The sequence below is a fragment of the Rathayibacter sp. VKM Ac-2762 genome, from assembly GCF_009866585.1.
GTDB lineage: Bacteria > Actinomycetota > Actinomycetes > Actinomycetales > Microbacteriaceae > Rathayibacter.
In genome coordinates, this window is record NZ_CP047419.1 from 826,875 (window position 1) to 851,561 (window position 24,687).

Here is a 24,687-nt window from a genome sequence, read left to right on the forward strand (position 1 = left end):
CACGGTCACCGGGCCGCGAGGGCCAGGTGCCGGTCGCGGAGGGCGAGGAAGAGGGGGAACGCGAACGCGAGGGCGACCAGCGGCGCGAGCAGCACCAGGATCCACACGCGGCGCATCCCGATCCGGCGGCCCTCCACCACCATGAAGGCGACGGCCGCGATCGCGACGACCAGCAGGTCGGTCGAGAACGACGACACCCACGGCCCGCCCGCGGCGAGGCCGGCGAGGACGTCCGCGCCCTCCTGCATCGCCCTCACGTTCCAGGTCCAGGTCCCGATCAGCCCGGCGAGGGCGAGGACGAGGTAGACGATCCCGAGCGGCGTCCAGCCGCGGTGCAGCCGGCTCATGCGCGGGCCTCCGTTCGTGCGAGGGTGAGGATCGTCCCTCCGGCGAGGGCGATCACGGCCACAGTAGCGACGGCGAGGGTCAGCGCGTCCGGTGCGGTCAGCGCCTGTCCGCGCAGCGCCTGCCAGCAGGTGAGGGCGACCGCGGCCGCCCAGCCCGCCGAGGCCAGTGCGACGAGCCGCAGCCGGGTGCATCCGAGGCGCAGCACGGGGATCCGGGGTGCCAGCCGTCCGAGCAGCAGCGCGAGCAGCGGGAGCCCCTGCAGAGCGTGCATCCCGACGAAGTGCGGGATGCGCAGATCGCCCCCCGTGGTGCTCCAGCCCAGGAGGGGGAGGCCGGGTCCGCCGTCCGCGACTCCGACGGCGTGCGCACCGACGACGCCCTGGTAGTCGCTGATCGGGCCGGGCGAGGGCCCCGTCATCAGGAACGCGAGGGCCATCCCGACGAGCCCGATCACGAGTCCGACGCGGACGGCGAGCGTCAGCGCAGGGTCGCCGAGCGGCACCCGCGCCAGGAGGGCGGCGAGGACCAGCGACGCCAGCCAGACCACCACGATCGAGACGGCCATCGAGGCCCAGAGCGCGGCGTGCAGGGGAGTGGAGACGTCGAAGTGGCTGCGCTCGCCGACCAGGGCGGCGCCTCCGATCACGACCATCTCGACCGCCAGACCGACCGCCGCGACCGTGCCCAGCGCTCGGGCGAGGCGGCGCCGGCGGGGCACGAGCCCGATCAGCCAGGCGAGCGTCACGGCGTACAGCGCGATCGAGAGGCAGAACTTCAGCGGCTTGCCCCAGAGCGGCTGCCCGCCGAGCTCGCGGGGATCGACGACCAGCGCGATCGCGCAGAGGAGGGCGCCGACCGCCATCGCGGCAGCGAGCACCAGGAGCGGCCGGTGCGGAGCAGCGGAGGCCGTGCGCGCGGGCGTCTCGGTCGCGGCGCTCATCGGGGCACCTCCGTCGAGCCGAAGCGGCTCTGCGTCTCGCGCGCCTGGGCGACGCGCCGGAGCGACTGCAGCACCACGTCTCCGAGCGCGGTGCCGACGGCGGCGACGGCAGCCTGCTCGCTCACGCTCTCACGGGCCTGCAGTTCGTCGAGGTCGGCGGAGGCGACGAGGGCGGCGGCGCGGGCGTAGGCCTCGAGCCAGCCGGCGCTCATCGGACCGGTGGAGAGCTCGAGCGCGTCGAGCGCCCGTGCCGCCGTCGCGACGGCAGGGTGGCCGCAGTGGTCGGATTTCGCGGCCTCGGCGATCCGCCGCGTCGACGCCTCGGTGGCGGACGCGGTCGAGTCGGCGCTCACGGAGACCACGTCCTGCGCCACCTCGAACGCTGCTGTCGGACCGACGCCCGCGTCGAGCGCGGCCGTGATCCGCTTCGCGCCGGCGATGCCGACGCCGCCGCTCTCGATGAGCGCCCGGAGCAGCGTCAGGCGGGCGACATGGGCGTCCCCGTACTCCGCCCGCTGGGGGCCGGCGGCGTCGCCCGGCGGCAGCAGCCCCTCCCGGATGTAGTACTTGATCGTGGGCAGGCTGACGCCGCTGCTGCGGCTGAGCTCCGAGATTCGCACGTGGACAGTACCGCTATCGGATAGCAGTACTGTCCACCGCCTGGTCAGTCCCGCGCGGACAGGACGATGTTCCCCGTCTCGGTGATGGCGATCGTGTGCTCCATGTGGGCGCCGCGAGAGCCGTCACGGCTGCGCAGGGTCCAGCCGTCCTTGTCCGTGTAGATCTTGTCGGTCGTCTGCAGGAACCACGGCTCGATCGCGACGACGAGGCCCGGGCGGAGCGGGTAGCCGCGGCCGGCGCGTCCGTCGTTGGGGATGTGCGGATCGCCGTGCATCGTGCGGCCGACGCCGTGGCCGCCGAAGTCGGTGTTGATGGACAGGCCCTCGGCGTGCGCGACGGCCGCGATGGCCGCGGAGATGTCGCCGATCTTCTTCCCGGGCTGGGCGGCGGCGATGCCGGCCTCGAGCGCGCGGGTGGTGGTGTCGATGAGGGCGAGGTCCTCCTCGCGCGGCGTCCCGACCACGACGCTGATGGCCGAGTCGGCGACCCAGCCGTTCACGGAGGCGGCGAAGTCGAGGGTGAGCAGGTCGCCGTCCTTCAGCCGGTAGTCGAAGGGCAGGCCGTGCAGCACCGCGTCGTTGACGGAGGTGCAGATGACCTTGCCGAAGGGGCTCGCGCCGAAGGAGGGGTGGTAGTCGATGTAGCAGGACTCGGCGCCAGCCGTGCGGATCATGTCGTGGGCGAGCCGGTCGAGCTCCAGCAGGTTCACGCCGACCGCGGCGGCGGCGGAGGTGGCCTTCAGTACTTCGCCGACGAAGCGGCCGGCGGGACGCATCTCCTCGATCTCGGCGGGGGTGCGAAGCTCGATCATCCTGATCCTCTCGGGGTCCGCTGAGCCGTCGCTCAGCGGTGGTGGGTACGGTCGGTGCATGCGCACGCGACGGGCATTCGGTTCCTGGCAGTTCCCGGCGGCGATCGTGCTGCCCTTGTGGATCCTCCTCGGCTACGGGGTCTTCGGAGGATCGAGCGGCTGGACCGTGCTCGGCCTGGTGATCGCCCTCCCCATTCTGGCGGTCGCGCTGGCGGCTGTGGCCGCGATCGTCGCATTCCGGGTGACCGTCCGGCCCACGCGCACTCCCGCGTGGGGCGACGTGGTCGTGGTCGGCGCCTGGCACCTCTCCCTGATCGCCTTCGGCTTCTTCCCGCCCGGCGCCTGGGCGCTGGGCCTGCTCTCGGTGGTCCTCGGAGTGGCGGCCTTCTGGCACTCGGGGTGGCGGTTCCTCGCCGACGCGAGGGCCACTCTCCTCGCCTTCTCGGAGGCGGCGTCCGTGCAGGCCGAGGGCGCTCACCGCCCGGTCGCCGGCGAGGGCTTCGATCCGGAGCGCCCGCAGGACGGGCAGACCATCGTCCTCTGAGGGCTCGGGCGTCCCGAGAGGCGCTGTCCCCTGCGGGGCCCCGCCCTGCTCCACAGCTCGGCCCTCTCGACGGACCCGCCCTCTGCGCGGCTCTGCCCTCCGGGTGACCCTGCCCTCCAGACGAGCCTGCTTTGACTCGGATCGACGCGGCATGGCAGAATGAGCGCTTGTGCCTCGCGCAGGCTCTGCCACAGGGGAGCCGCGACGACGTGGGCACGACCGACTTCCATCAACGAAACGGTGTTCGACCTGTGGCGGGCACGGAGAGCGATACAGCATGCACATCCTCGATTCCGTCGATGCGGCGTCCCTCCGCAGCGATGTCCCGGACTTCCGCGCCGGCGACACCGTCAAGGTCCACGTCAACATCGTCGAGGGCTCCCGCTCGCGCATCCAGGTCTTCCAGGGCGTCGTCATCGGCCGCTCCAACGAGGGCGTCCGCGAGACCTTCACCGTCCGCAAGGTGAGCTTCCAGGTCGGCGTCGAGCGCACGTTCCCCGTGCACTCGCCGGTCATCGACCACATCGAGGTCGTCACCCGCGGTGACGTCCGTCGCGCGAAGCTCTACTACCTGCGCAACCTGCGCGGCAAGAAGGCCAAGATCAAGGAGAAGCGCGACGCCTGAGCGGCTTCCGCACGACTTCTCGGGAACCCCGGTCCACCTATGATGGACCGGGGTTCCTCCCTTTCTCGGGGGCGATCCGTCCGGGGAGTCCACCCGGTGATGCACAGTAGGGGCGACGGCGAGCGATGACAGACAGCACGGCCCCGGTCCGCCTCCCCGGAGGCGAGGACCACGCCCGCCACTCGGCGGATCCGTCCGAGAAGCGCCCGCGCAAGCGCCGGGGAGTCCTGCTCTTCCTCCGCGACGTGCTGATCATCTTCGTGGTCGCGGTGCTCGTCTCCTTCCTCGTGAAGACCTTCCTGATCCGCTCCTTCTACATCCCCTCCTCCTCCATGGAGCAGACGCTCGTCGAGAACGACCGGATCCTCGTGAACGAGCTCGTACCCGGAGTGGTGAAGATCTCGCGCGGCGACGTCGTCGTCTTCCGCGATCCCGGCGGATGGCTCTCGCCGAGCTCCGAGCCCTCCGTGCCGCCGTTCCAGGCCGCGGTCGACTCCGCCCTCGCGCTCGTCGGCCTCACCGCTCCCGACAGCAATGACCACCTCATCAAGCGCGTCATCGGCCTGCCGGGCGACCACGTGACCTGCTGCACACCGCTCGGCCAGGTCGAGATCAACGGCAACCCGATCGACGAGCCCTACGTGAAGCTGCCGGACGGGGTGCAGGCCGTCTCGGCCACCCCCTTCGACGTCGTCGTGCCCGAGGGCTCGCTCTGGGTGATGGGCGACAACCGCTACAACTCCGCCGACTCCCGCTACAACACCGACAAGCCGGGCGGCGGTTTCGTGCCGATCGACAACGTCGTGGGCCGCGCGATCCTCGTCACCTGGCCCGTGCAGCAGTGGGCGTGGCTCGACGACTACCCGTCGGTGTTCCGCGGAGTCGACACCGAGGCCTCCGAGGAGGGCTCGGACGACGTGCAGAGCGGGCAGGGCTAGGTGGTCGTCGCCGAGCCGACGCTGACGCAGGAGCGGCGCCTCTTCCGGCAGGGCTACGAGACGGTCATCGGCTGCGACGAGGTCGGCCGCGGCGCGATCGCCGGCCCGGTGTCGGTCGGTGTCGTGTCGATCGGCAGCCGTTGCGGGCGCTTCCCCGAGGGGCTTCGCGACTCCAAGATGCTCGCTCCCGCCCGCCGCGAGGCGCTCCTGCCGGGAGTCGCGAAGTGGGTCTCGGCCTGGGCGATCGGCGAGTCCTCGGCGGACGAGATCGACGAGACCGGGATCATCGCGGGCCTCGGCCGCGCTGCGTCGAGGGGCATCGAGCGCCTCGCCGACCAGGGCGTCGACCTCGCCACCGCCGTCGTCCTCCTCGACGGCGCCCACGACTGGCTGACGCCCGCGCTGGGCGAGTGGGCGGCCGAGCTGACGATCGTCACCCGCGTGAAGGCCGACCGCGACTGCGCCGCCGTCTCCGCCGCCTCCGTGCTCGCGAAGGTGGGCCGGGACGGTCAGATGGTGCGCCACCACGACGACTTCGCCGACTACGCCTGGGACAGCAACAAGGGCTACGGCAGCGCCGCGCACTGGGCGGGGATCGAGCGGGTCGGCCCGTCCCCGCTCCACCGGGTGACCTGGCTGTCGAAGTCGCGGGAGAGCGTCGAGGAGCCGCTCCCGGCGCTCGGGCCCGTCGGCTCGGCGTAGGATTGTCCAACGATGGATGAGGACGAATTCGAGGACTACGACCGCGAGGTCGAGCTGGCACTGTACCGGGAGTACCGCGACGTCGTCTCGCAGTTCTCGTACGTCGTCGAGACCGAGCGCCGGTTCTACCTGGCGAACGAGGTCGACCTGGTCCGCCGCGACACCGAGCACGACTTCTACTTCGAGCTCACCATGCGCGACGTGTGGGTCTGGGACGTCTACCGCTCCGACCGCTTCGTGAAGTCGGTGCGCGTGCTGACCTTCAAGGACGTCAACGTCGAGGAGCTCTCCCGCAAGGAGTTCGAGCTCCCCAAGGAGCTCGCGCTCGACGAGTAGCCCTCTGTCGCGGCAGGCTCCGGACCCCTTGCTGGTCGCGTAGCCGCCTCCGACGGCGCATCGAGACCCGGTGCCCGGAGCCCCACCCCGCTCCGGAGCTCTCTCGGATGCGCGGCTCCGCGGGTCTCGTCTTCAGGCAACGCGGATTCCTCCTGCTGGTCGCATAGCCGCCCCCGGCGGCGTCCGAAGACCCCGGCCCGACGTCCCTCCCCACCCGCCTCCTCGGCCCTCTTCTCCCCGGATCCCCTCCCGGCCGTCCGACGCTCCTCTCTGCTCCTGCACGCTTCCGGCAGGAGGACGCATGGACAAGGACGAACTGGGGCGGCGCGGCGAGGAGATCGCGGCGGCGCACCTGAGAGACAACGGATTCGAGATCCTCGACCGCAACTGGCGGGTCCGCGAGGGCGAGCTCGACATCGTGGCCCGCGACGGGTCGGCACTGGTCGTGGTGGAGGTGAAGACGCGCTCGTCGACGCGCTTCGGACTGCCGGTCGAGGCCATCACGCGGGCCAAGGCGCAGCGCCTGCGCCGACTCGCCTACGCCTGGGCCGACGAGCACCACGAGCGCTCCCGGCATCTGCGGATCGACGCGGTCGGCATCGTCGCTCCCGGGGGAGTCCCGTCGCAGATCCGGCACCTGCGGGCGGTGGCCTGATGGGCCTGGGGAGGACCTCCGCGGTCGGTCTCGTCGGCTTCGCGGGAGCCGTGGTCGGGGTGGAGGCCCACTCGGCCGACGGCACCCCGGGCATGGTGATCATCGGCCTGCCCGACGCCGCGCTCGCCCAGGCGAAGGAGCGGGTGCGCTCGGCGGCGATCAACTCCGGCAGCACCATCGCCGAATACAAGATCACCGTGAACCTCTCGCCGGCCGCGATGCCCAAGCACGGCTCCGCCTTCGATCTCGCCATCGGGCTGGCCGCGCTCGCGTCGCTCCGTGAGGTCGATGCGGAGTCGGTCGCCGCGGTCGTCCACATCGGGGAGCTCGGGCTGGACGGCCGGCTGCGCTCCGTCCCCGGCGTGCTGCCCGCGGTGCTCGCGGCCGCCCGCGAGGGCAGGCGCCGCGTGATGGTCCCCGTCGAGGACCGCCTCGAGGCGGAGCTGGTCGACGGCGTCGAGGTGATCGCGGTCTCCTCGCTGGCGGCGGCCGCCGTCTGGCACGGAGCCGAGTGGGAAGTGCCGGTGCTCCCCGAGGCCGCGCCGCCGTCTGCGACGGTGTCCGAGCCGGAGGCCCGCCTCGACCTCTCCGACGTGGTGGGGAACGAGGAGGCGGCCGAGGCGATGGTCGTCGCGGCGGCGGGCGGGCACCACGTGTTCCTGCTCGGGCCTCCCGGCGCCGGGAAGACGATGCTCGCCTCGCGCCTTCCAGGCATCCTCCCCGACCTCGATGACGACGCAGCGCTGGAGGCCACCTGCATGCGCTCGCTGGTCGGAGCGCCGACCGGTGGCGCGCTGGTGCGCAGACCGCCGTTCGAGAGTCCGCACCACTCCGCCTCGTCCGCAGCGATCGTCGGCGGGGGCAGCGGCCGCATCCGGCCCGGCGCGGTCGCCCGCGCCACCCGGGGAGTGCTGTTCCTCGACGAGGCCCCCGAGTTCTCGTCCGTCGCCCTCGATGCGCTGCGCCAGCCGCTCGAATCCGGCGTGATCCGCATCCACCGCGCGAACGCCGTCGCCGAGTTCCCCGCGCGGGTGCAGCTCGTCCTCGCGGCGAACCCGTGCCCGTGCGGCCGCTTCGGCATCCCCGGAGAGACCTGCACCTGTGCTCCCTCGGTCCGCCGCCGCTACCTCGCGCGGCTCAGCGGACCGCTGCTCGACCGCGTCGACATCCGCCTGACGGTCCGCCGCATCAGCGCGGCTCAGCTGGCCGCACGTCGAGACACGTCCGGCATGTCGACGGCGCAGGCCCGCGCCCGTGTCGTTGCGGCGCGGTCCCTGGCAGCGGCTCGCCTCGCCTCCACTCCGTGGACGCTCAACTCGGAGGTCTCCGGCGCCTGGCTGCGCTCGGACCCGGTGCGCCCGACCAGTGCCGAGTCCCGCACGCTCGACCGGGCTCTGGAGCGAGGTCTGGTGACCATGCGCGGCTACGACCGGGTCCTGCGCCTGGCCTGGACGCTCGCGGACCTCGACGCAGCCGACCGGCCGAGTGCCGCCCACCTCGCGCGCGCACTCGTCCTCCGCGGGGGTGCCGCGTGATCCGGCCCGACGCGCTCTTCGACGCCGCAGAGCTCGACGCCGTTCGTCGACTGCTGCCGAGCGGTTCAGCCGATCCGGACTCGGCTGCCGACGGCGAGCCTTCGGGCGAGTCCGGCTGTGCTCGGAGCGCGCTCGTCGACGCTGCAGCCCGATGCGGCTGGAATTCGCTGACCGAGCCCGGCGACTCCGTCGCCGCCCTCCTCATCGAGAGGGTCGGCGCGGCCGAGGCCTTCGCCCACGTCGTGTCCTCGTCGTCCGCGGAGGAGATCCTCGCGCCCCCGCATCGCGCTCCCTCCGACGAAGGAGGCGCGGCGCTCGCACCCCTCGACTCCGAGGTCGCCGCGCTCCAGTCGGGGCTGGCGCGCTGGCGACCGCGCCTGGACCGCAGGCTCCTGTTCCGACGTCTCGAGATCGCCGAGCGACTCGGCGCCCGGCTGCTCCTGCCCGGGGCTCCCGTGTGGCCCGAATCGCTCGACGACCTCGGGCCGCACGCGCCACTCCTGCTCTGGCTGCGCGGTGATTCCGCCGCCTTCGATCCGACGCACCGCCTCGCCCTCGTCGGCGCCCGCGCTGCCACCGGCTACGGCGAGCACGTCGCCGCCGAGCTCGCCGCGGGCGTCGCGGCGCGAGGCGTCTCCGTCGTCTCGGGCGGTGCCTTCGGGATCGACGCGGTCGCCCACCGCGCCGCCCTCGGCTCCGGAGGCCGGACGGTCGCCTTCCTCGCCGGGGGAGCGGACCGCCTCTACCCGACGGCTCACGCCGACCTCCTCCACCGCATCATCGCCACCCCCGGCTGCGCCGTCGCGACGGAGGTCCCGCCGGGCACCACGCCCACCCGCTGGCGATTCCTGCAGCGCAACCGCCTCATCGCCGCCTCCACCGTGGGCACCGTCGTCGTCGAGGCCGGCGCCCGCTCCGGCTCCCTCAACACCGCCGGCCACGCGGCTGCCCTGGGCCGCCCCCTCGGCGCGGTCCCGGGCCCGGTCACCAGTGCCTCCTCCGCCGGCTGCCACCGCCTCCTCCGCGAGTACGCGGCGACCTGCGTCACCTCGCCGGCGGATGTGCTCGAACTGCTCGGAGTCGGTGACGAAGACGGTCCGACCGACGGCCGGACGGAGGCGGAAGCACGAGTACTCCAGCTTCTGACTGAGCGGGTGGAGGGCTGCGGCGCCGCTGCGATCGCTGCGGAGACGGGTCTGACCAGTGCAGACACGATCGCCGCCCTGGGCTCCCTCCTCTCGGAGGGCCTCGCCATGCAGACGGAGACCGGGCAGTGGAGGCGGGGGGCGAGAGCAGCGCGAGAGGCGCGATCTCCGACTCCGGAGAGGGACGGATCAGTGTGATCCCGGCCGGCAGTCAGCGGGGCTGCGCCCCCTCCGACGACTACGTCCGGGGAGTCGGGGCGAAGATGCCGACAAGACCCCCGGCGACGAGCGAGGCGATCGTGTAGGCCGCCGACGCGTCCTGGCCGAGGCCGCTGAGGACCAGGGCACCGACCAGGGCGACCAGGACGACGGCAGCGAGGACGGGGACGATCCTGGTCAGGATCTTCATCTTGTTCGACTCGTTCGTGAGCGTGTAGCCGTACTTCGCAGCCAGAACCCCGGCGAGTTCGCGGGCGTCCTCCTCGGGCAGGCTGTCGACCTGGCTCTTCGCGGCGAGGCCTGCGGAACTGAACGTCGTCATCGTCTTTCCTTCCTCATCGAATGAAAGTGAGCGAACCGTACTGCCGCCTCCGAGCAGTCACAAGGGGACTTCGGAAGTACGTGCTCCACGGCCTAGCCGCGGCCGAGGATCCGACACCGTCCGGGAAGGTCCGCCCGACATCGGCATCGACGCCGACGCCGACGGGATGCGGACGCCGACGCGGCTTCGTCGGCACGGGGCGCATCCGCCGGTCCACGAACTGCTGCTCGGGTATCCGTGCGGCCCCGCCGCCGCGGCGCTGTCGGCGGTCCGCCCTACGCTGAGGAGGCATCGGCGAGGGGAGCGGCATGGACGCCACGGCAGCAGGACACGGCGGAGAGCGCCCGCAGCTCGGGCACTTCCGCGCGGCCGACAGGGTCATCGCCCATCTGAGCGACACGCACCTGCTGGCCGACGGCGCTCCGCTCTACGGGAAGGTCGACACGGTCGCCCGCCTCGCGCAGGCGGTCGGCCGGCTGGCCGAGCGCGGCGGACGCCTGGACGCGATCGTGGTGACCGGGGACGTCGCGGACCGCGGCGAGGAGGACGCCTACCGGCGCGTGCGCGAGCAGCTCGACCCCGTGGGCGAGCGGTTCGGCTGCCCGATCGTCTGGGTGATGGGCAACCACGACGAGCGCGGAGCCTTCCGGCGGGTGCTCCTCGAGCAGGACCCGGCGGGCGCGGGACCCGTGGACCAGGTCGTCGACCTCGGCGGGCTCCGGCTCATCGCGCTCGACAGCGCGGTGCCCGGCTTCCACCACGGCGACCTCACCGACGCCCAGCTGGCCTGGCTGAAGGACGAGCTCGCCGCACCGGCCCCGCTGGGGACGATCCTCGCCCTGCACCACCCTCCGCTGCCCACGCCGCTCGGCGCGATGACCGTGCTCGAGCTGCGGGGGATCGACCGCCTCGAGGAGGTGGTGCGCGGAACCGACGTCCGCGCGATCCTCGGCGGCCACCTGCACTACCCCACGGCTGCGACCTTCGCGGGCGTGCCCGTGCTCGTCGCCGGCGCCACCAGCTACACGATGGACCTCGGAGCGCCCGAGCGGGAGCTCGCCGGCGTCGACGGAGCGCAGAGCCTCTCGCTCGTCCACGTCCACCCGGAGACGGTGGCCGCCTCGTTCGTGCCGACGGCACCGGCCCCGATCGCGACGCGGTTCGGCACCGACCTGATCGAGCGGCTCGAGGGGCTCGACGAGCAGGGGCGCATCGACCTCTGGTCGCGGATGCCGGACGGATCATGACCGGCGAGACGCTCGCCGACTCGGTCGAGCACTTCCTCCGGTACGTCCTCGATGAGCGGTCCCTCTCGCCCGCCACCGCGAAGGGCTACCGCTCCGACCTGGCGCACCTGATCGCCCACACGGAGGAGAAGGGGCGGCTCCTCACCGCCGAGCTCGACCTCGAGCTGCTGCGCGACTGGCTCTGGCGAGAGTCGGAGTCGGGGATCGCCCGCGCGACCCTCGCCCGGCGCACCGCGGCCGTCCGCTCCTTCTCCTCCTGGGCGCATCGGACCGAGCGGCTCCCCGTCGACGTCGCCGCACGCCTCAAGACGCCCAAGTCGGGACGGACACTGCCGCGGGTCCTCACGCTCCCGCAGGCGGAACAGGTGCTCGACACGGTCGCGGCGCGCGGCGCGACCGAGGACCCGGTGGCGCTGCGGGACCTCGCGATCGTCGAGCTGCTCTACGCCTCCGGCATCCGCGTCTCCGAGCTGGTCGCCGTCGACCTGGGCGACGTCGATCTCGGCAGGCTCACCGTGCTCGTCACCGGCAAGGGCGCCAAGCAGCGGGTCGTCCCGTTCGGCGTCCCCGCGAAGGAGGCGCTCGTCGACTACCTGGAGCGCGCCCGACCCTCTCTCGCCACCGGCGACGGGAGCGGGGCCCTGCTGCTGGGACGGCGGGGCGCGCGCCTCACCCCGCGCACGGTCTACGGCGTGGTGGCGAGGCTCCTCGACGGCGGGCAGGGCTCCGGACCGTCCGGCCCGCACACCCTCCGCCACACCGCGGCGACCCATCTGCTCGACGGCGGAGCCGACCTCCGCGCCGTCCAGGAGCTGCTCGGCCACGCGAGCCTGGGCACCACGCAGATCTACACCCACGTCTCGACCGAGCGGATCCGCGACGCCTACCGCCTCGCCCACCCCCGCGCCTGACCGGACGCGCGAGTCGCTGGACGCACCCTTCCGCGCCACTCGCTGAACACCCTGCGCCACGTCGTCCATCGGCAGAAGCACCGCCCGGGGGATCCCGCCGAAGAACCGCATCGGCGAGACGTAGTCGCCACCCTCGCGGACGCCGAGGTGCACGCACCTCCCGTCGCAGTGGCCGCCCGCACCCACTGCTCCGACGGGCTGGCCCGCGGTGAGGACCTGCCCGGCCGTCACCGATCCGTCGACCGGCTCGACCGTCGAGACCAGACCGTCCGCGTGCATGATGCTCACCACGGACCGGTCGACCACCCTGCCCGAGAACGACACGGTGCCCGCCGCGACGGCGACCACGGGCTGCCCGGCCGCTGCCGCGAGGTCGATCCCGCGGTGCCCGGGGGCGTAGCGGTGGGCCGGCGCGCCCCACGGCTCCACGACGGAGAAGCCCGCGACGGGTGAGGTCCATCGCGGGTCGGACCGGCCGGGGGACGAGGTGCCGGAGGGCGAGGTGCCGAGAGGCGCCCCGACGAGCAGAGCGGCGAGGGCGAACACGCCCGGGCGCAGGAGTCGGGATCGGAGCATGCGGCCACCCTCCTGGAGCCGGTCCGGGACCGGTGGTCGGCCGAGCGGATCAGGGGAGGAGAGCGCGGCGGGCCCGGCTGTGGAGGGAGGACATCGGCCGGGGGAGAGCGCAACCCGTCCCGGCGGTGCCGCGGCGAGGAGTAACGTGCCGGTGATCCGGCTCGGGAGCGGCACCCCGCCCCCACCGGCGGCGAGAATCGGAGACGACCATGACCAGCGGACGATCTGACACGACCAGCGGGAGAGCGGACATCCCGAACCCCTCGGCGGCGAAGCTGAAGAGGAAGGTGATCGGCCTCGCGATCGCGGCGGCGGTCGGCGGCTTCCTCTTCGGCTTCGACTCGTCGGTGGTGAACGGTGCCGTGGAGGCGGTGCAGGGCGAGTTCCAGCTCTCGGCCGCCCTGATCGGCTTCGCCGTCGCCTCCGCGCTGCTCGGCTGCGCACTCGGCGCGTACCTCGCGGGCCGCCTGGCCGACCGCTGGGGCCGCATCAAGGTCATGCTGCTCGGCGCCGGGCTCTTCTTCATCTCCTCGATCGGCGCCGGCGCGGCGTTCGCGGTCTGGGACCTCGTGCTCTGGCGCGTGGTCGGAGGCCTCGGCATCGGCATCGCCTCCGTGATCGCTCCGACCTACATCTCGGAGATCGCGCCCAAGGCCATCCGCGGAGCTCTCGCGTCGCTGCAGCAGCTGGCGATCACGCTCGGCATCTTCGCCGCCCTACTCTCGGACACCCTCATCGCGAACGGCGCGGACGGCGCCTCCGAGCCCTTCTGGTTCGGCGTCGCCGCCTGGCGCTGGATGTTCATCGCCTGCGCCGTGCCGGCCGTGATCTACGGCCTCCTGGCCCTGACCCTGCCGGAGTCGCCCCGCTACCTCGCGACCCGCGGCCGCTCCGAGGACGCCCGCGCGGTGCTCGCGACGGTCACGCCGCGCGACGAGGTCGACGAGGCGCTCGCGGACATCCAGAAGAAGATCGACGAGGACTCCGAGAACGCGAAGCGCTCCAGCCTCCGCGGTCCCGCCCTCGGCCTGCTCCCCGTGGTCTGGGTCGGCATCCTGCTGTCGGTCTTCCAGCAGTTCGTGGGCATCAACGTGATCTTCTACTACTCCACCTCGCTCTGGAGCGCGGTCGGATTCGACGAGTCCAACTCCTTCGCGATCTCGGTCTTCACCTCGGTCGTGAACGTCGTCGTCACCTTCGTGGCGATCTTCCTGGTCGACAAGGTCGGCCGGAAGCCGCTGCTGCTGGTCGGCTCGGCCGGCATGGCCGTCTCGCTCGCGCTGATGGCCATCGCCTTCAGCCAGTCGACGATCAGCGGAGAGGACGTCTCGCTGCCCGGCGCGTGGGGGCCGATCGCCCTCGTCTCGGCGAACGCGTTCGTCGTCTTCTTCGGCGCGACCTGGGGCCCGCTGGTGTGGGTCCTCCTCGGCGAGATCTTCCCGAACCGGATCCGGGCGGCCGCGCTCGGCCTGGCGGCCTCGGCCCAGTGGATCGCGAACTTCGCCATCACGGTGACCTTCCCGATCCTCTCGCAGGACGTGTCGCTCACCCTGGCCTACGGCCTCTACGCCGCCTTCGCGGCGATCTCGTTCGTCTTCGTCTTCATGTTCGTGCCCGAGACCAAGGGCCGCTCTCTGGAGGAGATGGACACCCTGCACATCCGCACCGTGATGAAGTCGGCGCGCAAGTAGCACCGGTCTTCCGAGCCCCGACGGCCGCCCTCCCGCAGCAGCGGGGGAGGCGGCCGTCCTGGTGCTAGACTCCACGGAGCACCTCGCTCGTCGGGGTGACTACGCGCGCCCATTCGGCCTCCGCTCCCCACGGTCCCTCTCCGCTCACGCGGCCGGGGCGGGAGTGCGCCGGGCGCCAGGGCGACGTGCCGACCGGCCGTCGCAGACAACCGAACGGGAGTTCGGCGCCGTCGTGCGCCCGGGCCCCGAGACAAGGAGAACGACTCATGGCAGTCGTCACCATGCGCCAGCTGCTCGACAGCGGCGTCCACTTCGGGCACCAGACCCGTCGCTGGAACCCGAAGATGAAGCGCTTCATCCTGACCGAGCGCTCGGGCAGCTACATCATCGACCTCCAGCAGTCGCTGGCCTACATCGACAAGACCTACGACTTCGTCAAGGAGACGGTCGCCCACGGCGGCACCATCCTCTTCGTCGGCACCAAGAAGCAGGCGCAGAACGCGATCTCGGAGCAGGCGACCCGCGTCGGCCAGCCCTACGTGAACCAGCGCTGGCTCGGCGGCCTCCTGACCAACTTCCAGACGGTCTCGAAGCGCCTCGCCCGCATGAAGGAGCTGGAGGAGCTCGACTTCGACGACACGTCGAAGAGCGGCTTCACCAAGAAGGAGCTCCTCATCAAGAAGCGCGAGCTCGACAAGCTGCACAAGTCGCTCGGCGGCATCCGCAACCTCTCGAAGACGCCGTCGGCCCTCTGGGTCGTCGACACCAAGAAGGAGCACCTCGCGATCGACGAGGCCAAGAAGCTGGGCATCCCGGTCATCGGCATCCTCGACACGAACTGCGACCCGGACGAGGTCCAGTACCCGATCCCGGGCAACGACGACGCGATCCGCTCGGTGAGCCTGCTCACCCGCATCGTCGCCGACGCCGCGGCCGAGGGCCTCATCCAGCGCCACCAGAAGCCCGAGGCCGAGGGCAACGTCTCCGCCGTCGAGCCGCTGGCCGAGTGGGAGCAGGAGCTGCTCTCCACCGGTGCGCCCGCCGCCGACGTGCAGGAGCCGAACGAGCAGGCCGGCGCGGAGACCGAGAAGGTCGCCGACGCCGAGGCCGAGACCGCCGACGAGGCCGTCGTCGAGGCCGAGACCCCCGCCGCGGAGGAGGCCCCCGAGGCCGACGCCGCCGCGACCTCGACCGACGAGACCGCCACCGCCTGACACCCCGTTCCGTGACGGGGGTCGGACGCCGCACCCGCGGTCGTCCGGCCCCCGCTCGGTCGGTGCACGTTCACCACGAGTAAGAACCGCCGTCACCTCGGCGTGCTGGGCTCCTCCCGTGAGCCCGCCGCGAGTGACGGCGCCACAGGGTTTCCGAACCAAGAGGAGTTCCGAGAACATGGCAAATTTCAGCCTCGCTGACGTCAAGACGCTGCGCGAGCAGCTCGGTACCGGCATGGTCGACACGAAGAACGCGCTCGTCGAGGCCGACGGCGACCTGGACAAGGCGGTCGAGATCCTCCGCCTCAAGGGTGCCAAGGGCAACGCGAAGCGCGCCGACCGCTCCACGAGCGAGGGCCTCGTCGCCGCCGCCGAGAAGGACGGGGTCGCCACGATGATCGAGCTCGCCTGCGAGACCGACTTCGTCGCCAAGGGCACGAAGTTCATCGCCCTCGCCGACGCCGTGCTCGCCGCGGTCGTCGCCGCCGGCTCCACCACGGTCGAGGAGGCCCTCGCGGCCCCCGCCGACGGCAAGACCGTCGCCGACCTGATCAACGACGAGGCCGCGATCCTCGGCGAGAAGGTGGAGCTGCGCCGCGTGGCCTCCGTCTCGGGCGAGCACTTCGCGATCTACCTCCACAAGACGAACAAGGACCTGCCCCCGCAGGTCGGCGTGGTCGTCGGCTACGCGGGCGAGGACGCCGAGACCGCGCGCTCCGTCGCCCAGCACATCTCGTTCGCGAACCCGTCCTACCTCTCGCGCGAGGACGTGCCGCAGTCCGAGGTCGACAACGAGCGCCGCATCGTCGAGGAGATCTCGCGCGGCGAGGGCAAGCCCGAGGCCGCCCTGCCGAAGATCATCGAGGGACGCGTGAACGCGTACTTCAAGCAGGTCGCCCTGCTCGACCAGGACTACGCGAAGGACAACAAGCTGTCCGTCAGCAAGGTCCTGAGCGACGCGGGCCTGACCGTGTCGGGCTTCGCCCGCTTCAAGGTCGGCGCCTAACAGCACTGCAGGAGGGAGTCCGGGTCGTTCAGTCGACCCGGGCTCCCTTCGCTCTGCCCGGGGCGGCCCCGGGCGTGGTCGCGGGGTCCGCTCCGCGCGGGATAGGTTTGTACGGGTCTACGGGAGGAAACGTCCATGACGGAGACGGATGCGATGACGACGGGCAAGCGCCGCAGGGTGCTTCTGAAGCTGTCGGGGGAGGCGTTCGGAGCCGGTACGCTCGGCGTGAACCCGGACGTGATCAGCGCCCTGGCGCGCGAGATCGCCGATGCCGCGACCGAGGTGGAGATCTCGGTGGTCGTCGGCGGCGGCAACTTCTTCCGCGGAGCCGAGCTCTCGCAGCGCGGCATGGACCGCGGCCGGGCCGACTACATGGGGATGCTGGGCACGGTGATGAACGCCCTCGCCCTCCAGGACTTCCTCGAGCAGGCGGGCGCCGAGACGCGCGTGCAGTCCGCGATCGCGATGACGCAGGTCGCGGAGCCCTACATCCCCCGCCGGGCGATCCGGCACATGGAGAAGGGCCGCGTCGTCATCTTCGGCGCCGGCGCCGGACTCCCGTACTTCTCGACCGACACGGTCGCCGCGCAGCGCGCGCTCGAGACGCACGCCGACGTGGTCCTCGTCGCCAAGAACGGCGTGGACGGCGTGTACGACGCCGACCCGCGGACGAACCCCGACGCGAAGAAGCTCGATGCGCTGACCTACCAGGAGGCGCTCCAGCGGGGCCTCAAGGTGGTCGACTCCACCGCGTTCAGCCTCTGCATGGACAACGGCATGCCGATGCAGGTCTTCGGCATGGAGCCCTCGGGCAACGTCGCGAAGGCCATCCGCGGCGCCGAGCTCGGCACGCTCGTCTCGAACTAGACTGACCACTTCCCTCTCTTAAGGAGCTCCCTGTGATCTCGGATGTACTGGCCGATGCGAAGACCAAGATGGGCAAGGCCGTCGAGGTCGCCAAGGAGGACTTCTCCACGGTCCGCACCGGACGCGCGAACCCCGGCATGTTCCAGAAGGTGCTGGTGAGCTACTACGGCACCCCGACGCCGCTGTCGCAGCTCGCCTCGATGCAGAACCAGGAGGCCCGCACGCTCGTCTTGACGCCCTACGACAAGGGCTCGCTGCGCGACATCGAGCAGGCCATCCGGGACATGCCGAACCTCGGCGCGAACCCGACCAACGACGGCACGATCATCCGCGTGACCCTGCCGGAGCTCACCGCCGAGCGCCGCAAGGAGTTCGTCAAGATCGTCCGCACCAAGGCCGAGGACGCCAAGATCGCGGTGCGCAACATCCGCCGCAAGGGCAAGGACGACCTCGACGCGCTGAAGGGCGACATCGGCGACGACGAGCTCGCCCGCGGCGAGAAGGAGCTCGAGGCGCTCACGAAGCAGCACGTCGACGCGATCGACGAGGCGCTCAAGCGCAAGGAATCCGAACTGCTCGAGGTGTAGCGGTGCCCGAGATCCCCGAAGGACCCGAGGGCGGCGAGAAGAGACCGTCTCCGCACGTCCCGGGTGCCCGGGGATCCCGGATGGTCACCCGCGACGCGCTGCGTGCGCGCGCCCAGCAGGGCCGGGCCGACGTCGAGCGCCAGCTCGAGGCGACCCGCGCCCAGCTCGAGGCGACGAACGACCGCCTTACTGCGCGCTCGGGCCGGAACCTCGTGTCGGCGACCGCGATCGGACTCCTCGGTGGTGGCGCGATGGTCGTCAGCCTCCTCCTGGTCAAGGAGCTCTTCATGGTGCTCGCGGGGGTGGTGGTGCTGCTCGCGGCGCTGGAGCTCTCGAACGCTCTGCGCCACGCCGGTCGGGACATCCCGCGCATCCCGACCGGGATCGTGGCGGTCGTCGCCGTGCCGGCCGCCTACTACGGCGGCCTCGGCACCGCGTGGGCCACGGTCCTCGGCGGATCCGTCCTCGTCGGCCTCTGGCGGCTGGGGGAGCAGCTCTTCCGGCGCACCGCCTCCAGCCGGAGGGACCTCGCCCTCGACATCGGCCTCGGCGCGTTCGTCCAGGGCTACACGACCTTCCTCGGTGCCTTCGCGATCCGTCTCGTCGCCGAGCCCGGCGGCCAGCTCTGGGCGTTCGCGTTCCTGGTGCTCGTGATCGTCGTCGACACCGGCGCCTACGTGAGCGGACTCACCTGGGGCAAGCACCCGATGGCACCGCGGATCAGCCCGAAGAAGACCTGGGAGGGGTTCGCCGGTGCGGCCGTCGCGGGGATCGTCGTCGGCATACTGCTCGCCCTGCTGATGCTCGGCCAGCCCTGGTGGGTCGGCGCGGTGTTCGGGGCCGTGGTGCTCCTCACCGCGACGCTCGGCGACCTCGCCGAGTCGCTGATCAAGCGCGACATCGGCATCAAGGACATGAGCTCCTGGCTGCCCGGCCACGGGGGAGTCCTCGACCGGCTGGACTCGATCCTGCCGTCGGCCGCAGCTGCCTACGTGCTGTACTTCCTCTTCGCCCACTGAGCGCGCGCCTCACCGGGGCGTGCCGATTCCGCTCCCGGCGCGCGGCTTGGCATGATGTCGGGATGACCGCTCCCTTCCCCCGAGCCCGCGAGTCCCGTCCCGGCTACGACACGGCCGAGGTCGACTCCTTCCTCGCGTCGGCGCGCGAGGCCTACTCGCAGCTCTCCGGGGGACCGGCGGACCTCCGCGCCGCCGACCTGCGCCACACCGCGTTCACCCTGCGCAAGGGCGGCTACTCCGCGCCCCACGTCGATGCGGCGCTCGAGCGCCTCGAGGACGCCTTCGCCCTGCGGGAGCGCCAGTACGCGATCGCGGCTCGGGGCGAGGAGGCGTGGCTCGCGGACGCGCGGTCGACCGCCCAGGAGATCGTGAACCGGCTGGCCCGCGCTCCCCGCGAGCGGTTCACCCGGGCCGGCGCTCTCACGACGGGCTACAACATCCGCCAGGTCGACGCCTTCGCCGACAGGATCTCCGGCTACTTCCGCGACGGATCGGTGCTGACCGTGGACGACGTGCGGACCGTCTCCTTCGCCCCGCAGCGCGGCGGGTACGCCGAGGCCCAGGTCGACCTGCTGCTCGACACGGTCGTCGACGTGATGCTGGCGGTCCGCTGACCGGAGCCGGATCTGCTGGCCGATCAGGTCATCGTCCGTTATGCTTTCGTAATCGTGGCTCAGCATCCTCAGACCTCCGTCGCCCACACGCCCGCGAACCGCACCAGCGGTCGCCCGGCGGTCCCGCACCAGACCCCGGTGCGGCGCTCCTGGGCTCGGATCCCGGTGACGGTGCTGGCCTTCACGGCCTCGATCGCGTTCGCCATGGTGAACGTCGTCGATCCGTCCAGCGGCGCGGTCGCCTCCCCCTACTACCAGGCCCCGGCGCGCTTCAACGGCGACTCCGCGCAGCGGCTCGTCGTCGCGGACGCCGTCGAGCGGACCGTCCAGCGCGACTCGTTCGGCGCCGAGGCGAAGCCGACGCCCACTCCGACCCCGACGCCCACTCCGACCGAGACTCAGACCGCTTCCGCGACCGTCGACGAGGAGGAGTCGGGCTCCGCCGAGGCGGAGACCGCCGCTCCCGTCCAGCGCGCCGCCGCTCCGGATCCCGGATCCGCGAAGGCGATCGCGTACGACATGATCGTGCAGCGCGGCTGGGCCGACAGCGAGTACGACTGCCTCGTCCTCCTCTGGAACCGCGAGTCCGGCTGGAACGTCTACGCCGAGAACAAGTCCAGCGGTGCCTACGGCATCCCGCAGGCACTCCCCGGCAGCAAGATGGCGTCGGCCGGCTCCGACTGGGCGACCAACGCGAGCACCCAGATCACCTGGGGCCTCGGCTACATCTCCGGCCGCTACGGCTCGCCCTGCGGTGCCTGGGCCCACTCCGAATCGGTCGGCTGGTACTGATCGTTCCCCTCCGCTCGGCACCGCGTCCGGCGGGCTGAGGCTCTCGCTACCCTGGTGCCGTGGATTACGCGCTGCTCGGGGTCGTCGGGATCATCACGGTCGTCACCGTCGCGCGGTTCTCGAGCCGCCTCGGGATCGCCGCACCGCTGCTCCTGGTCGTCATCGGGATCGGCGCGTCCTACCTCCCCGGGGTCCCGGACATCGAGGTCGAGCCTGAGCTGATCCTCGCGGGCGTGCTGCCGCCGCTGCTGTACTCGGCCGCGATCCAGGTGCCCCTCACCGACTTCCGGCGGAACCTGCGCTCGATCTTCGGGCTCTCGGTGCTGCTGGTCGTCGTGACCGCCCTCGTGGTCGGCGGCTTCCTCTACCTCGTGTTCCCCGATCTGAGCCTGCCCGCAGCGATCGCTCTGGGCGCCGTCGTGAGCCCGACCGACGCGGTGGCCGCGACCTCGATCGGCAAGAAGCTCGGACTCCCGCCCCGCCTGGTGACGGTGCTCGAGGGCGAGAGCCTCGTGAACGACGCGTCGGCGCTGGTGCTGCTGCGCGCCGCGACGGCTGCGGCGGCCGTGGTCGGCGCCTCCGTCACGACCGACGCGATCGACGTGGGCGAGGTGGGGGTCCTCTTCGTCTACTCCGTTCTGATGGCGATCGTCCTCGGACTGGTGATGGGCGTGCTCACCGTCTTCGTTCGCTCGAAGCTGCGGGACCCGGTGCTCGACACCGCCGTGTCCTTCGCCGTGCCGTTCCTGGCCTACATCCCGGCCGAGGAGCTGGGCGCGTCCGGGGTGCTCGCCGTCGTGGTCACCGGGATCTACACGGGGCACAACAGCGCGCGCTTCCTCTCGCCGCAGTCGCGGATCAGCGAGCGGGTGAACTGGCGGACGGCGCAGTTCCTGCTCGAGAACGGCGTCTTCCTGCTCATGGGCGCCGAGATCAAGGCGATCGTCTCCGGGGTCGTGGACCCGGGCGAGTTCGGAGTGGGCACCGCGGTGCTGCTGGGTCTGGCCACCGTGGTCATCCTGATCGTGCTGCGGGCCCTCTTCGTGTGGCCGCTGCTCCTGTGGCTGCGCAGCTCCGGTCGGCGGGCGGAGCGGATCAACCGGCGGCTGGCGGTGGGCCTGATGCGACTGCGCAACAGCGCCACCAGCGACGAGCGCTTCCGGCGGCGGCAGGTGAGAGCGGAGCGGCTCTACCTCCGGCGCGAGACCGATCTGGCCGCGACCACGAGCGAGGCGTTCGGCTGGCGCGGAGGAGTCGTCCTGTCCTGGTCCGGGATGCGCGGCGTGGTCACGCTCGCCGCGGCCCAGTCGCTGCCGGACGAGACTCCCTACCGCTCCCAGCTGATCCTGATCGCCTTCACCGTCGCCGTCGTGACGCTGCTCCTGCAGGGTGCGACGCTCCCCGCGCTGATCCGGCTCACCGGCATCCAGGGCACCGACGGAGAGGCCGACCGCCGCGAGCTCGCGACGCTGCTCGACGAGGTCGCGGCCACGGGCATCCAGGCCCTCCCCGAGGCGGTGGCGGAGCTGCCCGACGGCGAGGCGGGCGAGCGCGTCCTCGAGCGCGTGCGCCGCGACACTCTGACCCGCTCGCAGGTGGCGTGGGAGCAGGTCGGCCGCGCGGAGGATGCGCCCCTCGGCCCGCACGCGCAGTACCTGCGGCTGCGCCGAGCGGTCCTGCTCGCCGAGCGGGAGGCGCTGCTGGACGCCCGGGGGCGCGGGGTCTACTCCTCGCGGACGCTGCGGCGGGCGCAGCTGATGCTCGACGCCGAGGAGACCCGGCTCGAGATGGACGACAGCTCCCACTGACGGGAGGGGCCCGGCGGCGGCCTCCTAGACTGGGGAGATGCCGCGCAGCAACAGACCCCGGGGCGGCCGCCGTGACGACGACGACGAGCAGCGCGACCTCTCGCAGATGCTCGCCGGCTTCCGGCGCACCGAGTCCCACGCCGGCCGGGAGTGGAACGTCCAGCCCGTCTCCGCAGCGCGGGCCGTGAAGAACTACCTCTGCCCGGGCTGCGGGCTCACCATCGACATCGGCCAGCCGCACCTGGTCACCTGGCGGGCCGACGGCGCGCTCGGCGACGCGGCCGACCTGGCCGGCCGCCGCCACTGGCACACGCACTGCTGGAGAATCCGAGGAGCACGATGACCCACGAGATCCGCGGAGGCGTCGTCCTCCCCGCCCGCCGCGAGGACGTCGAGCTGCACACCTCCGACGGCCTGACCCTGGTGGGGGAGCTCGCGCTGCCCCTGGAGCACGAGCCGGTCGCGACCCTGGTCACCCTGCATCCGCTGCCCACCCACGGCGGCTTCATGGACTCGCACATCCTGCGGAAGGCGGCCGCCCGGCTGCCCGCGCTCGCCGACCTGGCGGTCCTCCGCTTCAACACCCGCGGCACCGCGTCGCCGCGCGGCACGAGCGAGGGCGCGTTCGGACACGGCACCGAGGAGCGCGCCGACATCGCCGCAGCCCTGGCCCTCGTCGCGGACCGCGGACTGCCGCACCCCTGGCTGGTCGGCTGGTCCTTCGGCACCGAGCTCGCGCTGAAGTGGGGGAGGGAGCACCCCGTCGAGGGAGCGATCCTGCTCTCGCCGCCGCTGCACCGCACGAGCGCGGAGGAGGTCGCCGCCTGGGGCGAGGACGGCCGACCGCTCGTGGCGCTCGTCCCGGAGTTCGACGACTACCTGCGGCCGGAGGCGGCCGCCGAGCGCTTCGCGAGCGTGCCGCAGCTGGACCTCGTGGCCGTGGAGGGCGGGAAGCACCTCTGGGTCGGCGAGGCGCAGACCCGGCGCGTCCTCGACGAGATCGTGCGGGTGGTCGCGCCCGCCTCGTCCCCGCTGCCGACGGAGTGGGCGGGCGAGCTCGGCTGAGCCCGCCCGCGCGGCGGCCGCCTAGCGGCCGGACGAGCCGCCGTCGGAGCCGCTGCCGTCAGGGCCGCTGCCGTCGGAGCCGTCGCCGTCGCTGTCGTCCGCGAGTCCGTCGATGTGGCCGATGAGCCCGCGCAGTCCCGACACGTAGCCGGCGATCGCGTCGCGCTCGGTGCGGATCTCGTCGAGGCGCCGCTCGGCGGTGTCCATCAACTCGCGGCTGCGGCGCTCCGCGTCCGCGACGAGCTTCTGCGCCTGGTCGCGCGCGTCGTCGAGGAGGGCGTCGGAGTCGTCCTGGGCCTTCCGGCGCAGTCGCGTCGTGTCGTCGAGGGCGTCGCTGCGGAGGGCGTCCGCCTCGAGGCGCTTGTCGTTCGCGCGTCGGATGGCGTCGGCGAGCTGCAGGTTCGACTCGTCGAGGTAGCGCTGGGTCTGCGCGACGGCCTCCTGGTGGCGAAGCAGGTCGTCGCGGTCGGCCTCCTCGCGGCGCGCGGCGAGCTCGACCACCAGGTCGATCCGGGCCTGCTCGACCTCGCGCGAGAGCGCAGCGGCCTCGTCGGCGGACGCGGCGCGCAGGCCCGCCAGCTCGGCGTCGAGCACGGCGACGGCCTCGGCGCGCTCCTGGGTGAGCCGGGTGCGCTGGTCGGCGATCTCGCGCGCGCCCTCGGCGCGGACTGCGGCGACCTCGGCGTCGAGCGCGGCGCGGGTCGAGAGCACCTCGGCCTCGACTGCCGCGCGCGCCTGGGCGACCTCGGCCTCGACGGCCGCCCGGAGCCGGTCCACCTCGGAGGCGACCTCGGCCCGCAGGAGCTCGTTGGCCTGGGCGAGGCGGGCGGCCTCGGCGCGGGCGACCTCGATCTCGCGGGCGGCGACTGCGCGCATCTCCGCGGCCTCGCGCTCGGCCTCGGAGCGGATCGCGGCGGCCTCGCGCTTCGCGGTGGCGCGGGTCTCGGCGGCCTCGGTCGCCACGGTGCCGCGGATCGCGGCGGCCTCGCGGACGGCGTCCTGGGTCATCACGTCGCGGTCGTCGGCGGCCTTGCCGAGCGTCGCCGCGGCCTGCGCCTCGGACTCGTCGCGGGTCCGGTCCGCACGGCGGCGCGCCTCGGTCACCAGGCGCTCGGCCTCGTCGCGCGCCTCCTGGAGGATGCGGTCGCCGTCGTCGCGGGTGGAGCGGCGGAGGGCGGAGGCGTCGTTCTCGGCCTGGGCGATGATCCGCTCGGACTGCTCCTCGGCCACGCGCAGGGTGTGCTCGAGCTTGGCGCCCAGGCCGGCGTAGGTGGGAGTGCCGACCTGCTGCAGCTCCTTCTCGAGGCCCTCGATCCGGGAGGACAGGCGCTTCACCTCGCGGCCGCTCTCGGCCGCCTGGGTGTTCGAGTGGATGAGCTCGCGGCGCAGGCCCTGGACGGCCTTGTCGACCTCGTCCCGGTCGTAGCCACGGAACACCTGGGTGAATTCGGCCTCGTCGTTCGCCACGTCGTCTCCTTCAGAGCAGGACCGCGGTGGGGCTCGCGGCACTGGGAAAGTGTATTCAGCAGGGAGGCCGCGGCCGGGGCGA

28 protein-coding genes are annotated in these 24,687 nt (G+C 72.4%); 22 read left to right on the forward strand and 6 right to left on the reverse strand.

Translation table 11 applies throughout. The annotated features are described in order from the left end of the window. Positions 1-5: 5 nt before the first annotated feature. From GTU71_RS03960 to map, 4 genes are read right to left on the reverse strand one after another with little or no spacing between them, the layout of a single operon-like run. Positions 6-347: a DUF2834 domain-containing protein gene (locus GTU71_RS03960; protein WP_104250523.1), complete on the reverse strand. Its 342-nt coding sequence runs from the start codon at positions 345-347 to the stop codon at positions 6-8. Then, positions 344-1,288, reverse strand: coding sequence for a hypothetical protein (locus tag GTU71_RS03965; RefSeq protein WP_159939346.1), 945 nt, complete (start codon positions 1,286-1,288; stop codon positions 344-346). The genes GTU71_RS03960 and GTU71_RS03965 overlap by 4 nt, the downstream gene beginning before the upstream one ends. Then, positions 1,285-1,908, reverse strand: a complete 624-nt coding sequence (locus tag GTU71_RS03970; RefSeq protein ID WP_159939347.1) for a MerR family transcriptional regulator — start codon at positions 1,906-1,908, stop codon at positions 1,285-1,287. Before GTU71_RS03970 ends, GTU71_RS03965 begins: the two co-directional genes overlap by 4 nt. A 44-nt stretch (positions 1,909-1,952) precedes the next feature. Next, the gene (gene map, locus GTU71_RS03975) at positions 1,953-2,720 is read right to left on the reverse strand and encodes a type I methionyl aminopeptidase (RefSeq protein ID WP_159939348.1); all 768 of its coding nucleotides are present in this window, start codon (positions 2,718-2,720) and stop codon (positions 1,953-1,955) included. 58 nt (positions 2,721-2,778) lie between these two features. Here map and GTU71_RS03980 point away from each other — a divergent pair, with 58 nt between their 5' ends. The 8 genes from GTU71_RS03980 (at position 2,779) to dprA (ending at position 9,398) form a co-directional block, all read left to right on the forward strand. Further along, entirely contained in the window at positions 2,779-3,264 is a 486-nt protein-coding gene (locus GTU71_RS03980) for a hypothetical protein (RefSeq protein WP_159939349.1), read from the forward strand. 277 nt (positions 3,265-3,541) lie between these two features. Continuing rightward, positions 3,542-3,889, forward strand: coding sequence for a 50S ribosomal protein L19 (gene rplS, locus GTU71_RS03985; protein WP_104223904.1), 348 nt, complete (start codon positions 3,542-3,544; stop codon positions 3,887-3,889). A 125-nt stretch (positions 3,890-4,014) separates the two neighbouring features. Beyond that, positions 4,015-4,827: a signal peptidase I gene (gene lepB / locus GTU71_RS03990; protein ID WP_159939350.1), complete on the forward strand. Its 813-nt coding sequence runs from the start codon at positions 4,015-4,017 to the stop codon at positions 4,825-4,827. Next, positions 4,828-5,529 (forward strand): ribonuclease HII, encoded by a 702-nt coding sequence (locus GTU71_RS03995; protein WP_104226870.1) that lies wholly within the window; start codon positions 4,828-4,830, stop codon positions 5,527-5,529. Between the two features lie 12 nt (positions 5,530-5,541). Continuing rightward, positions 5,542-5,865, forward strand: a complete 324-nt coding sequence (locus GTU71_RS04000) for a DUF2469 domain-containing protein (RefSeq protein ID WP_055792576.1) — start codon at positions 5,542-5,544, stop codon at positions 5,863-5,865. 301 nt (positions 5,866-6,166) lie between these two features. Further along, the gene (locus tag GTU71_RS04005; protein WP_104223901.1) at positions 6,167-6,520 is read left to right on the forward strand and encodes a YraN family protein; all 354 of its coding nucleotides are present in this window, start codon (positions 6,167-6,169) and stop codon (positions 6,518-6,520) included. Further along, positions 6,520-8,055: a YifB family Mg chelatase-like AAA ATPase gene (locus GTU71_RS04010; RefSeq protein ID WP_104283564.1), complete on the forward strand. Its 1,536-nt coding sequence runs from the start codon at positions 6,520-6,522 to the stop codon at positions 8,053-8,055. Before GTU71_RS04005 ends, GTU71_RS04010 begins: the two co-directional genes overlap by 1 nt. Then, positions 8,052-9,398 (forward strand): DNA-processing protein DprA, encoded by a 1,347-nt coding sequence (dprA, locus tag GTU71_RS04015; RefSeq protein ID WP_244230634.1) that lies wholly within the window; start codon positions 8,052-8,054, stop codon positions 9,396-9,398. Before GTU71_RS04010 ends, dprA begins: the two co-directional genes overlap by 4 nt. A 40-nt stretch (positions 9,399-9,438) precedes the next feature. On the opposite strand, the gene GTU71_RS04020 is transcribed toward dprA, so the two are convergent. After that, on the reverse strand, positions 9,439-9,741 hold the full coding sequence (locus GTU71_RS04020) for a hypothetical protein (RefSeq protein ID WP_159939351.1): 303 nt from the start codon (positions 9,739-9,741) through the stop codon (positions 9,439-9,441). Positions 9,742-10,049: 308 nt separating this feature from the next. Here GTU71_RS04020 and GTU71_RS04025 point away from each other — a divergent pair, with 308 nt between their 5' ends. The 14 genes from GTU71_RS04025 to GTU71_RS04090 all read left to right on the forward strand — a co-directional run bounded on the left by GTU71_RS04025 (position 10,050) and on the right by GTU71_RS04090 (position 23,138). Continuing rightward, positions 10,050-10,988 (forward strand): phosphodiesterase, encoded by a 939-nt coding sequence (locus tag GTU71_RS04025; RefSeq protein ID WP_104223899.1) that lies wholly within the window; start codon positions 10,050-10,052, stop codon positions 10,986-10,988. Next, on the forward strand, positions 10,985-11,899 hold the full coding sequence (locus tag GTU71_RS04030) for a tyrosine recombinase XerC (RefSeq protein WP_159939352.1): 915 nt from the start codon (positions 10,985-10,987) through the stop codon (positions 11,897-11,899). The genes GTU71_RS04025 and GTU71_RS04030 overlap by 4 nt, the downstream gene beginning before the upstream one ends. 277 nt (positions 11,900-12,176) lie before the next feature. Continuing rightward, positions 12,177-12,299, forward strand: a complete 123-nt coding sequence (locus GTU71_RS16555) for a hypothetical protein (RefSeq protein WP_279631242.1) — start codon at positions 12,177-12,179, stop codon at positions 12,297-12,299. A gap of 385 nt (positions 12,300-12,684) precedes the next feature. After that, positions 12,685-14,166 (forward strand): sugar porter family MFS transporter, encoded by a 1,482-nt coding sequence (locus tag GTU71_RS04040; protein ID WP_104223897.1) that lies wholly within the window; start codon positions 12,685-12,687, stop codon positions 14,164-14,166. Between the two features lie 266 nt (positions 14,167-14,432). Continuing rightward, positions 14,433-15,380, forward strand: coding sequence for a 30S ribosomal protein S2 (gene rpsB, locus GTU71_RS04045; RefSeq protein ID WP_104223896.1), 948 nt, complete (start codon positions 14,433-14,435; stop codon positions 15,378-15,380). Between the two features lie 178 nt (positions 15,381-15,558). Beyond that, positions 15,559-16,386: a translation elongation factor Ts gene (gene tsf / locus GTU71_RS04050; protein WP_104223895.1), complete on the forward strand. Its 828-nt coding sequence runs from the start codon at positions 15,559-15,561 to the stop codon at positions 16,384-16,386. Positions 16,387-16,521: 135 nt separating this feature from the next. Next, entirely contained in the window at positions 16,522-17,253 is a 732-nt protein-coding gene (gene pyrH / locus GTU71_RS04055; RefSeq protein ID WP_104223894.1) for a UMP kinase, read from the forward strand. Between the two features lie 32 nt (positions 17,254-17,285). Next, positions 17,286-17,840: a ribosome recycling factor gene (frr, locus tag GTU71_RS04060; protein ID WP_104232499.1), complete on the forward strand. Its 555-nt coding sequence runs from the start codon at positions 17,286-17,288 to the stop codon at positions 17,838-17,840. Positions 17,841-17,920: 80 nt separating this feature from the next. Beyond that, complete coding sequence (locus GTU71_RS04065) at positions 17,921-18,859, forward strand: phosphatidate cytidylyltransferase (RefSeq protein ID WP_159939353.1); 939 nt, start codon at positions 17,921-17,923, stop codon at positions 18,857-18,859. 62 nt (positions 18,860-18,921) lie between these two features. Further along, the gene (locus GTU71_RS04070; protein ID WP_104226865.1) at positions 18,922-19,473 is read left to right on the forward strand and encodes a DivIVA domain-containing protein; all 552 of its coding nucleotides are present in this window, start codon (positions 18,922-18,924) and stop codon (positions 19,471-19,473) included. 54 nt (positions 19,474-19,527) lie between these two features. Next, positions 19,528-20,265, forward strand: a complete 738-nt coding sequence (locus GTU71_RS04075) for a lytic transglycosylase domain-containing protein (RefSeq protein ID WP_244229431.1) — start codon at positions 19,528-19,530, stop codon at positions 20,263-20,265. Between the two features lie 59 nt (positions 20,266-20,324). Beyond that, entirely contained in the window at positions 20,325-22,073 is a 1,749-nt protein-coding gene (locus GTU71_RS04080; RefSeq protein WP_104226863.1) for a sodium:proton antiporter, read from the forward strand. Positions 22,074-22,110: 37 nt separating this feature from the next. After that, positions 22,111-22,416 (forward strand): hypothetical protein, encoded by a 306-nt coding sequence (locus tag GTU71_RS04085; RefSeq protein ID WP_181027199.1) that lies wholly within the window; start codon positions 22,111-22,113, stop codon positions 22,414-22,416. Then, complete coding sequence (locus GTU71_RS04090; protein WP_159939354.1) at positions 22,413-23,138, forward strand: alpha/beta fold hydrolase; 726 nt, start codon at positions 22,413-22,415, stop codon at positions 23,136-23,138. Before GTU71_RS04085 ends, GTU71_RS04090 begins: the two co-directional genes overlap by 4 nt. 21 nt (positions 23,139-23,159) lie before the next feature. On the opposite strand, the gene GTU71_RS04095 is transcribed toward GTU71_RS04090, so the two are convergent. Then, the gene (locus GTU71_RS04095) at positions 23,160-24,605 is read right to left on the reverse strand and encodes a DivIVA domain-containing protein (RefSeq protein WP_104262833.1); all 1,446 of its coding nucleotides are present in this window, start codon (positions 24,603-24,605) and stop codon (positions 23,160-23,162) included. Between the last annotated feature and the right edge of the window lie 82 nt (positions 24,606-24,687).

Bases quoted from the DNA above. Each gene is read 5' to 3' on its own strand.
- GTU71_RS03960 (WP_104250523.1), bottom strand. From the start codon at position 347: ATGAGCCGGCTGCACCGCGGCTGGACGCCGCTCGGGATCGTCTACCTC.
- GTU71_RS03965 (WP_159939346.1), bottom strand. From the start codon at position 1,288: ATGAGCGCCGCGACCGAGACGCCCGCGCGCACGGCCTCCGCTGCTCCG.
- map (WP_159939348.1), bottom strand. From the start codon at position 2,720: ATGATCGAGCTTCGCACCCCCGCCGAGATCGAGGAGATGCGTCCCGCC.
- GTU71_RS03980 (WP_159939349.1), top strand. From the start codon at position 2,779: ATGCGCACGCGACGGGCATTCGGTTCCTGGCAGTTCCCGGCGGCGATC.
- rplS (WP_104223904.1), top strand. From the start codon at position 3,542: ATGCACATCCTCGATTCCGTCGATGCGGCGTCCCTCCGCAGCGATGTC.
- lepB (WP_159939350.1), top strand. From the start codon at position 4,015: ATGACAGACAGCACGGCCCCGGTCCGCCTCCCCGGAGGCGAGGACCAC.
- GTU71_RS04000 (WP_055792576.1), top strand. From the start codon at position 5,542: ATGGATGAGGACGAATTCGAGGACTACGACCGCGAGGTCGAGCTGGCA.
- GTU71_RS04005 (WP_104223901.1), top strand. From the start codon at position 6,167: ATGGACAAGGACGAACTGGGGCGGCGCGGCGAGGAGATCGCGGCGGCG.
- GTU71_RS04010 (WP_104283564.1), top strand. From the start codon at position 6,520: ATGGGCCTGGGGAGGACCTCCGCGGTCGGTCTCGTCGGCTTCGCGGGA.
- GTU71_RS04020 (WP_159939351.1), bottom strand. From the start codon at position 9,741: ATGACGACGTTCAGTTCCGCAGGCCTCGCCGCGAAGAGCCAGGTCGAC.
- GTU71_RS04025 (WP_104223899.1), top strand. From the start codon at position 10,050: ATGGACGCCACGGCAGCAGGACACGGCGGAGAGCGCCCGCAGCTCGGG.
- GTU71_RS04030 (WP_159939352.1), top strand. From the start codon at position 10,985: ATGACCGGCGAGACGCTCGCCGACTCGGTCGAGCACTTCCTCCGGTAC.
- GTU71_RS16555 (WP_279631242.1), top strand. From the start codon at position 12,177: ATGATGCTCACCACGGACCGGTCGACCACCCTGCCCGAGAACGACACG.
- GTU71_RS04040 (WP_104223897.1), top strand. From the start codon at position 12,685: ATGACCAGCGGACGATCTGACACGACCAGCGGGAGAGCGGACATCCCG.
- rpsB (WP_104223896.1), top strand. From the start codon at position 14,433: ATGGCAGTCGTCACCATGCGCCAGCTGCTCGACAGCGGCGTCCACTTC.
- tsf (WP_104223895.1), top strand. From the start codon at position 15,559: ATGGCAAATTTCAGCCTCGCTGACGTCAAGACGCTGCGCGAGCAGCTC.
- pyrH (WP_104223894.1), top strand. From the start codon at position 16,522: ATGACGGAGACGGATGCGATGACGACGGGCAAGCGCCGCAGGGTGCTT.
- GTU71_RS04065 (WP_159939353.1), top strand. From the start codon at position 17,921: ATGGTCACCCGCGACGCGCTGCGTGCGCGCGCCCAGCAGGGCCGGGCC.
- GTU71_RS04070 (WP_104226865.1), top strand. From the start codon at position 18,922: ATGACCGCTCCCTTCCCCCGAGCCCGCGAGTCCCGTCCCGGCTACGAC.
- GTU71_RS04085 (WP_181027199.1), top strand. From the start codon at position 22,111: ATGCCGCGCAGCAACAGACCCCGGGGCGGCCGCCGTGACGACGACGAC.
- GTU71_RS04090 (WP_159939354.1), top strand. From the start codon at position 22,413: ATGACCCACGAGATCCGCGGAGGCGTCGTCCTCCCCGCCCGCCGCGAG.